Here is an 8,609-nt window from a genome sequence, read left to right as displayed (position 1 = left end):
CACCGCGTTGTGCGAGACTTTGACTCCGCGACCGGCCAACTCATCCTTCAGACCGTGCAGCGTCAGATGCGGCGTCTCACGGATGCGTGCCTCGATGAAGGCACGGTGCGGCTCCAGTACTCTCTTGCGGTGTCCACCCATCTTGCCTGGTGCCACCGAGCCGGTCGTTCCATGGCGCTGCAACAGCTTCACAGCGGCTGAAATCGAAATGCCAAACCGTTTGGCGGCCGACCGGCGGCTCTCACCACTCAAAACCGCAGCCACAACTCGCTCGCGAAGATCATTGGAAAGAGGTCGGGTCATCAGATGCTGGCCTCCACTCCAGCCAGCATCTTGAATCACAAATCCGACAAATCGGGAATCCCCTTCGATTCCATCAAGGCGTGAACCGCTCTAGCAGTAAATAGAGCGGGCGGCTTGCGGTCTAAAGTGGTAACCTATACTCTTGTCAAAGTGCTGTGATAGTGTTGTCTGGGCAATTTGACCTTGAGGGGGCAGGGCCGTGAAGGTATTGGTTTGTGCGGTTCTGCTATGCTGTTCTGTTGCGGCGGCCCAGGCTGGAATGTCAGTTTCTGTGGACTGGGGACCAACCAAAAAGTGCTTCGATAGTAAGTCACCACCTATGAAATTGAGTGGTGTCCCGGCCGGGACGGCCAAGCTTGACATTCGCATGTCTGATTTGGACGCGCCGGATTTCACTCACGGCGGCGGCAGAGTCACATTTTCCGGAAATTCCCTGCCTTACGGTGCATTTTCGTACAGAGGGCCATGTCCTCCATCGCCCCACACCTACCAGTTCACCGTCAAGGCGCTCGATGCCAGCGGCAAAACGGTGGGGATAGCGAAGGCAAGGAAACGCTTCCCGTAAGGGCTCGTATCGGGTGACGCGCCGGTCGAATCGAACTCGCGTCTTGCGCAGCCAATTCGATCAGTGACGAGCGTTTGCCTTGTCGATGAATTCAGCAATTCTCTGGGGCAAGTCGCCGGTCTCCAGGAACGGCGCGTGGCCCTGGCCACTAACGGTGATCGTGTCCATGCCGGGATGGCGCTTTTGCATGTCCTCAAGCGTTGCGGCGGAGAGCAGTTTCGACTTGCCACCACGTATGGCAAGCAGCGGGGTGGCCGCCAGCGCATCGAATTGCGGCCATAGATCCGGCAGCGGCTTGCTGAAGTCGACGCCGGCCAAGGTGTCGACAAGGGCCGGATCGAAATCCGGTATCAGCCCGGCGTCCGTCTTGCGATGGATGGCCCCCACCATCCGCGCCCAGTCCGCATGGGTTAGTGCCGGAAAGTCGTCGCCATGGGTGCGCCGTTGCGCATCCAATGCTTCATGGAATGTCTTCGGCTTCAGCGAGCGCTCAAGATAGGAGCGGATGTTGGCAAGGCCTTCGGCTTCGATCACTGGCCCGATGTCATTGAGCACAATGGCTTTTAGCGCGGCCGGCTTCAATGCCCCGAGCACATGGATGATCAGGCCGCCGCGCGAAGTGCCGATGAAAGCGGCGTGGTCAACGCCAAGTGCTGCGAGTCCCGCAAGGACATCGCCGGCTTCGACACCGACATTGTAGTGAGCGATCTCGGGATCGTAGGCCGACATCGCTCGCCCACGATAATCGAAAGCCACGACCTGGCGCGCAGTGTCGGCGCGCTGCGACAGATAGAGCGCAAGATCATGAAAGTCTCGAGCGTTGCGGGTCAGACCGGGCAGGCAGACCACCGGCCAGTGTCCGGAATTTGCTTCACCGTAGATGCGGGCGTGAAGTCTCAGCCCATCTGGCGCGGCGTAAAAGAAGTCGGAAAAGTCTTTAGTGCTCGACATCTGGACACGCTACCTTCTCGCCGCCTAATCCTCTCTGACTGCTACAGGCGAGGGCGGGGAGCGTCAATTCGGGGCTAGGTTAGCAATCTCCCCCTTGGGGGTCCTTTGGGGGATCGGCAGTTTCGGCTGACTCGCCTCTCGATCCGTCGGCTTCCTCAGCTGCGCCCGTTCACGAGATCGCCGACGATGTCGTATTTGCCGGAAATACGCATCTTGTAGACCTCGTAATTCTCCATCACGCGCTGCACGTAACTTCTTGTTTCCGTGTAGGGAATCCGCTCGATCCAGTCCACCACCGCATCGATGTCCTTGCCGCGCGGGTCGCCGTATTTCGCCACCCACTGGCTGGCCCGGTTGGGCCCCGCATTGTAGCCGGCGAAGGTCAGCACGTACGAGCCGTTGAAGCGGTCGAGCTGCTCGCCGAGGAAGGCTGAACCGAGAGTGGCATTATAGCCGGCGTCGGTGGTCAGCCGTGCCTGCGAAAACTGCAACCCGGCCTTCTTCGCCAGTTGCCTGGCGGTTCCCGGCATCAGCTGCAGAAGCCCGCGCGCGCCGGCACTTGATACGGCGCCGACGTTGAATTCGCTCTCCTGTCGGGCGATCGCATAGGCCAGCGCCTTGCCCGAGCCGGAAATGTTGACCGAATCAGGGATGACGCCGAGCGGGTGCGACAGCGCACCGACATCGATGCCACGTGCCCCGGCGATCTTTCCGACCTTCAGCGCCATGAAATGGTTGTCCTGCTTTTCGGCAAGGACTGCGAGCAGCGCCAGTTCGCCGGGGCTGGTCAACTGCCCGGCAAGGTCGCGATAGAGCGTCTCGGCATAGCGGTCATAGCCTGCCTCTTGCAATCGCTTGATGGCGCTGACGGCTTCGCGGCCGGCAAAATTCTGCCGGTCGGCGGCACTTGGCGTGGGATAGACGATGTTGAGCGCCTGCCGGCCGACACGCTCGGCGGCAAGCTGGCCGTAAAAGGTCGTACCGTAAGCGGCGGCGCGCCCAAAATAGTCCTTGGCATTGCCCGGGCCGCCGACTTCCGCCGCACGGCCGAGCCAGTAATAGGCGCGTGACAGCGTCATCGGCCCCTGGGCGAGGTCGGCAATGCGCGAAAAATGCGTTGCGGCAAGCTTGGGGTCGTTCAGGCCGCGCAGCGCATACCAGCCGGCATGGAACTCGGCTTCGGCCGCATTGGCAGCACTTTCAGCGGCATGCGTGGCGACGATCCGGTAAGCCGTCTTCATGTCGCCCTGGTCGACCAGTTCGCGCGACAGCACCCGGCGCTCGACCCACCAGGCGTCCGGATCGACCAGAGCCTCGCGGTCCGTCGGCGCCTTCATCACGACGGCAGCGGCGCCGGCAAAATCCTCCTGCTTGCGCAGATATTCCGCCTGCGCGAAGAAATAACCCGCCGAACGCTGGGGTGCCGGGACTGCCTTCAGCAGTTTCAACGCATTCTTGTCGCCTCTGTCGGCCGCGGCCCAGGCCTCGGCAAACTGCTGGGCGCCGGCAAGACCGGCAATGCGCAGCGCGGAATTCACCCGGTCGGCATAGAACATGCGGTCCATGCGAAAACGGTGGTCGGCGGCGGGGATCAGACTGCCGAATTCCTTGATCAGCGCCGTCTCGTCCTTGGCTTCCAGGACCGTGGTGCGCCAGAAAGGCGACAGCACCGAGCGTGCCGCCTTGACGTTGGCCGTCGCGACATAGGCGCGGGCAAGAACCATGACGCCTTCGAATGTCTGCGGCTGGCTGCCATCGAACGCCTGGATGACAACATCGGCGGCGGGGTTCTCGCGGCAGAGCGCGCGCTCGCTGTTCTTGCGCAGGGCAACCGTGCCCGGCCAGTTGGGCAGCATCTTCGCGGCAGCAGTGATGTCGCCGCTCGGAACCTTGTCGCCGCCATAAAGCGCGATCGCCCAGGCCAGTATGTGCTGGTCGAGCGATTGAGCGGGAAGCGCATCGCGTACGCCACGGGCGCCCGTGATATCGCCGGTCGCCAGAGCGTCCAGCCCGCTCTTCAACAGCGCGACGCTTGGCGAGGGGGCCTGCTGTGCGCTGTCCTGCGGGCTCGGCATCGGAATAGCCGAGGTGACCCGCACATCGACGCTGCCACTGATCGCCACGCCGGGCATCAGCCCGGCAATGGCGCCAAGCAGCGCGAAGAGGTGAGGCCGACTGGTCGGCATGATCTCGTATCTTTCCCTAATCCAGCATTTTATCAGCAGGCGAAGAAGCCTCGAAGCCTAAACTTAGGTCGTGAAGGGCTCGTAAACAAAGAGTTATCGAGGCCGTTCGAATTGCGCTTGCTGGCACCATGGCAATGCTTGCCGCGCAACCATGTCGAGACTATGGTGCGCCGCTTCGCTTTCGGTTAGAAGGCGCGCACGATAAACTGATCGACAAAACACCGATGCATGTTGCCTAAAAGTGGTTACCGGTTTTGGGACAACGACATGCATAAACAAGCCGAAGCATGTCGCCCAAAAGTGGATACCGGTTTTGGGGCAACGACATGCGTAAACAAAAAGTCCCAAGGAGTTGGACGACATGCTGAGAGGCTCGCTTACTGCGCTCGTGACACCGTTCGAAAAGAGCGGGCGTTTCGACGAGAAAGCCTTTCGCGCGTTTGTCGAATGGCAGCTAGGGGAAGGCACGACGGGTCTGGTCCCGGTGGGCACGACCGGCGAGTCGCCGACGCTGTCGCATGATGAGCACCGCCATGTCATCAAGGTCTGCATCGAGGTGGCCAAGGGTCGCGTCCCGGTCGTCGCCGGCGCCGGTTCCAACAACACCGAAGAAGCGGTCGGGCTTGTACAATATGCCGAGAAGGCCGGCGCGGATGCCGCCCTGGTCGTCACGCCCTACTACAACAAGCCGACGCAGCGCGGCCTCTACGAGCATTTCGCCGCCGTCGCCAGGGCGACCAAGCTGCCGATCATTATCTACAACATCCCGCCGCGCTCGGTCATCGACATGAGCCCGGAAACGATGGGCAGGCTCGCGCACGACTTCAAGAACATCGTCGGCGTCAAGGACGCCACCGGCAAGGTTGAGCGTGTCTCCGAGCAACGCATGACCTGCGGCAAGGATTTCATCCAGCTTTCAGGCGAGGACGCTTCGGCACTCGGCTTCAACGCGCATGGCGGCGTCGGCGCTATTTCGGTGACTTCGAACGTCGCGCCGCGGCTCTGCGCGGAGTTTCAGGAGGCGACCCTGTCCGGGGACAGCGCCAAGGCGCTGGAATTGCAGGATCGCCTGCTGCCATTGCACAAGGCGATCTTTATCGAACCCGGCGTTTCCGGCGCAAAGTATGCGCTTTGGAAGCTCGGCAAGATCGAAAACGTGCTTCGGTCGCCGCTTGTCACGGTCGAGGAGTCGACTGCGTTGAAGCTTGACGCGGCATTGAAGCACGCCGGCTTGATTAATTAGGGATGAGGCGCCACCTCTCCACATCATGAATCAAGTCAGAAAAGCCGATCCCAACAACAAGACCGTTTCGGAAAATCGCAAGGCGCGGTTTTCCTATGAGGTGCTCGACACGGTCGAGGCCGGCCTTGTGCTGACCGGCACCGAGGTCAAGTCGCTGCGTCAGGGTCAGGCCAACATCCAGGACAGCTATGCCTCGGTGGAGGGTGGCGAGATCTGGCTGATCAATTCGTATCTGCCGGAATATCTGCAGGCCAATCGCTTCAACCACGAGCCCAGGCGGCGCCGCAAACTCCTGCTCAACAAGCGTGAGATGGCCAAGCTGTCGCAGAGCGTTGACCGTGAAGGCATGACGCTGGTGCCGCTAAAAATCTATTTCAACGATCAGGGCCGCGCCAAGCTGCTGCTCGCCGTCGGCCGCGGCAAGAAATTGCACGACAAGCGCGAGACCGAAAAGCAGCGCGACTGGTCGCGCGAGAAGGGCCGGCTGCTCAAGGAGCGTGGGTGACACCAAGTTGCCATTCTTGGCAATGACAGTGCAGCAAGCCGGCTGACTTGCATGGGGCTGCTGATTTGAAAAAACGGTTGGTCCTTTGGGGGGCAGCGAGTCTGGTTTTCGCAGCGTTGGTCGTGGCCGGTGGCTTTGTCTACTTCCACACCTATTCTCCCGACCGTGGCAAATATCCGCTCAGAGGCATCGACGTTTCTCATCATCAGGGCGAGATCGACTGGCGGCGTGTTGCCGCCGACGATGTCGCCTTCACCATCATCAAGGCGACCGAGGGTGGCGATCATATCGATGATGCCTTTGCCACCAATCTGCGTGAGGCGCGCGCGGCTGGCCTTGCGGTCGGCGCCTATCACTTCTTCACCTTCTGCCGGCCGGGCGCCGACCAAGCGAAGAATTTCATCTCGGTCGTGCCGCACGATCAGCCCTTGCTGCCGCCGGTCGTCGATGTCGAGTTCGGCGGTAATTGTCCGCAGCGTCCATCGCCCGAACAGTTGAATGCCGAACTCCAGGCTTTCCTCGGACCGGTCGAGGCGGCATTCGGCAAGACGGCAATCGTTTATCTGACCGATGAGGCCGAGGCTGCCTATGCCGGGCAGATCGCCGCTCGCCCGCTCTGGCTTCGCTCACTGCTGGTGGAACCGGACCGCCACGACTGGATCTATTGGCAGTACCACAACAGGGGGCGCGTCGACGGTATCGCGGGTGATGTCGACCTGAACGTCCTTCAGGGCGGGCAGGACAGATTGGCGTCTCTGCTTGCGCCGGCGAATTGAGGTGTTGAATCGCCTGGGGAACTGCAAGCTCGAATCCGTTTCTTCATAAAACTAGCTATGCCATTGAAATAATTGATGATTTTGGTGACTTCACCGTTAAGCCTGTTGTGCAGCGCGTCTTGCCATTGCTGAAAAGCCCATCCCCGTGGCCATGATCGCTATGGCCGCGAATTGGATCGCAGTCGGTGCTTCGCCGAGCACGACCATGCCGACCGCCACCGTGGCGATCGGTACGCCCGGCATGAACAGCGATGCCGCCTGCGACCCGAGTTGCCCGACCATGTAGGTGTAGAGGAACATGGCGGCCGCACCGGCAAGAAGGCCCTGGATAACGACCTGGCTGACGATCTCGGCACCTGCCGCGGCATGGAAACCGCTTGGTGCGAAGAGGGCAAGAAAGGGCAACGGCACGCAAGACAGGAACACCACGCTCGCGGTCGCCGTGACCGGATCGACACGCCATTGCCGCACAAGCGTTGCGTAGGCGGAGAACATGAGGCCCGAACCGACGAACAGCAGATCGCCGAGGAGAATTTCATTGCTGCCGCCGCGTGCCGGCGCGATGAACAACAGCAGCCCGACGATTATGGTGGCGACGCCGATGGTGCGTTGATGCGAGGCGCGCTCCAAAAAGAGCGATAGCAGGAACGAGAAGAACACAATCGAGGCGGGGCAAAGTGCTGCGCCATGGACAGCGGGCGCATAGGTAAGGCCCCAATTGATGATCAGCGGATAAGGCAATCCGGCCAGAACAGCCAATACCAGTGCCCGCCGCCAGCCCAATGCCTTCATCCGTGAAACGCCGCTTCGCCAGACGATCGGCAGGAAGGCAGCAGCCGCACCGGCAAAGCGCAGGGTCGCCATGTCGGTTGCCGTCAGATGGTCTCTGAGGCTGAAGCGGGCGGCGACGAATTGCACCGCATAGATGCCGATCATGGTCAGCCCGGCGATGATTGCCAGCTTTGCGTTTCCTGAGCTTTCTGCCACGTCCGCCACCTGTAACCGACATCGCCGTCGGGCTGTCCCGAACATCACGGTAAGCACAGGATATTGCTGGCAAAGCCGTGATAGAATATGATTCTTTCAAGAAAATTAAGTGAAATTCACGCGAACAGGGCGGCAGAAAAGTGAATTCTGAATCAGGCGGTCTCGACGCCATCGACCGCAGTCTGCTGCGATTGCTGCAGGAAGATGGACGCCGCACCACGCTCGATCTGGCAGCCCGCGTCGGCCTCTCGCCGACGGGCACCAGCCAGCGCCTGAAACGCCTGTTCCGCGACGGGTTCATCACTGCTGTCAGGGCCGTGCTCAATCCGGCGAAGATTGGTCGCGGCACGCTTGTTTTCATCGAGGTGCGGCTGGATCACACGGCTCCGCATGTCTTTGACCGTTTCGCCGAGGCGGTGGCAAAGGCGCCCGAGGTTCTGGAGTGCCATATGGTCGTCGGCGGCTTCGACTATCTGGTGAAGGCGCGCATTGCCGAAATGGCCGATTATCAGGATTTTCTGAAACGTGTGATCCTGCCGTTGCCGGGGGTGAAGGAGACACACACCTATGCGTCGATCGGCGACGTGAAACCCGATGCCTTGCTGCCGGTGTGAACTTCGCCAGCCCTTACCGCCGCCGCTTCAAGCCGCTGCTTGCGAAACCTGCGGCGCCAGCGTCACATTCGCATCGCCCCACACTTTCAGGGCGGTGATCACCGGCTCCAGGCTTCGGCCGCGTGGCGTCAGGCTGTATTCCACCTTCGGCGGCACTTCCGGATAGATCTTGCGGGCAATCAGCCCATCAGCTTCCAGTTCGCGCAGCTGGTTGGTCAGCATGCGCTGCGTGCAGTTGGGAATGCGCCGGCGGATCTCGTTGAAGCGCAGCGTGCCCTCGAACAGATGGTAGAGCACGACGCCTTTCCACTTTCCGTCGATATAGCGGAGCGTTCCCTCCACGGTGCAGCCTGGGCTGCAATCGAAACGCTCATGGCGAATGCGCGGCATGACGGTATCCTGTTCGACACTATGTGCTTTATATGTGCATTCTTGCGCTTTGCGCACATAATCCGCATCTCTGCCCGACACAAAGCTCA

9 protein-coding genes and 1 pseudogene are annotated in these 8,609 nt (G+C 60.9%); 5 read left to right on the top strand and 5 right to left on the bottom strand.

The annotated features are described in order from the left end of the window. Positions 1-306, bottom strand: a pseudogene (locus tag AC1D05_RS32530) (IS630 family transposase); the annotation flags it as partial. Between the two features lie 256 nt (positions 307-562). Between AC1D05_RS32530 and AC1D05_RS32525 the strand changes: the two are divergent. Further along, on the top strand, positions 563-868 hold the full coding sequence (locus tag AC1D05_RS32525; RefSeq protein ID WP_477446635.1) for a YbhB/YbcL family Raf kinase inhibitor-like protein: 306 nt from the start codon (positions 563-565) through the stop codon (positions 866-868). A 60-nt stretch (positions 869-928) separates the two neighbouring features. On the opposite strand, the gene AC1D05_RS32520 is transcribed toward AC1D05_RS32525, so the two are convergent. After that, a complete protein-coding gene (locus AC1D05_RS32520; protein ID WP_477446633.1) occupies positions 929-1,819 on the bottom strand; it encodes an alpha/beta fold hydrolase in 891 nt (296 codons plus the stop codon). Positions 1,820-1,974: 155 nt separating this feature from the next. Continuing rightward, positions 1,975-4,005: a lytic transglycosylase domain-containing protein gene (locus AC1D05_RS32515; protein WP_477446631.1), complete on the bottom strand. Its 2,031-nt coding sequence runs from the start codon at positions 4,003-4,005 to the stop codon at positions 1,975-1,977. A 361-nt stretch (positions 4,006-4,366) separates the two neighbouring features. On the opposite strand from AC1D05_RS32515, the gene dapA reads away from it, so the two are divergent. The 3 genes from dapA to AC1D05_RS32500 all read left to right on the top strand — a co-directional run bounded on the left by dapA (position 4,367) and on the right by AC1D05_RS32500 (position 6,529). Beyond that, complete coding sequence (gene dapA, locus AC1D05_RS32510; protein WP_477446629.1) at positions 4,367-5,248, top strand: 4-hydroxy-tetrahydrodipicolinate synthase; 882 nt, start codon at positions 4,367-4,369, stop codon at positions 5,246-5,248. Between the two features lie 25 nt (positions 5,249-5,273). Then, a complete protein-coding gene (gene smpB / locus AC1D05_RS32505; RefSeq protein WP_172230692.1) occupies positions 5,274-5,753 on the top strand; it encodes an SsrA-binding protein SmpB in 480 nt (159 codons plus the stop codon). A 65-nt stretch (positions 5,754-5,818) separates the two neighbouring features. Next, a complete protein-coding gene (locus tag AC1D05_RS32500) occupies positions 5,819-6,529 on the top strand; it encodes a glycoside hydrolase family 25 protein (RefSeq protein WP_477446626.1) in 711 nt (236 codons plus the stop codon). A 96-nt stretch (positions 6,530-6,625) separates the two neighbouring features. Here the strand turns inward: AC1D05_RS32500 and AC1D05_RS32495 are convergent, their stop codons facing one another. Beyond that, complete coding sequence (locus AC1D05_RS32495) at positions 6,626-7,516, bottom strand: DMT family transporter (protein WP_477446624.1); 891 nt, start codon at positions 7,514-7,516, stop codon at positions 6,626-6,628. A 140-nt stretch (positions 7,517-7,656) separates the two neighbouring features. Between AC1D05_RS32495 and AC1D05_RS32490 the strand changes: the two genes are divergently transcribed. Further along, positions 7,657-8,130, top strand: a complete 474-nt coding sequence (locus tag AC1D05_RS32490; RefSeq protein ID WP_477446622.1) for an Lrp/AsnC family transcriptional regulator — start codon at positions 7,657-7,659, stop codon at positions 8,128-8,130. A gap of 27 nt (positions 8,131-8,157) precedes the next feature. Here the strand turns inward: AC1D05_RS32490 and AC1D05_RS32485 are convergent, their stop codons facing one another. Next, a complete protein-coding gene (locus tag AC1D05_RS32485) occupies positions 8,158-8,520 on the bottom strand; it encodes a winged helix-turn-helix transcriptional regulator (protein WP_027045275.1) in 363 nt (120 codons plus the stop codon). Positions 8,521-8,609: the final 89 nt, after the last annotated feature.

This window comes from Mesorhizobium sp. P2_E9, assembly GCF_056403815.1.
This window is presented reverse-complemented; position numbering and strand designations above follow the sequence as displayed.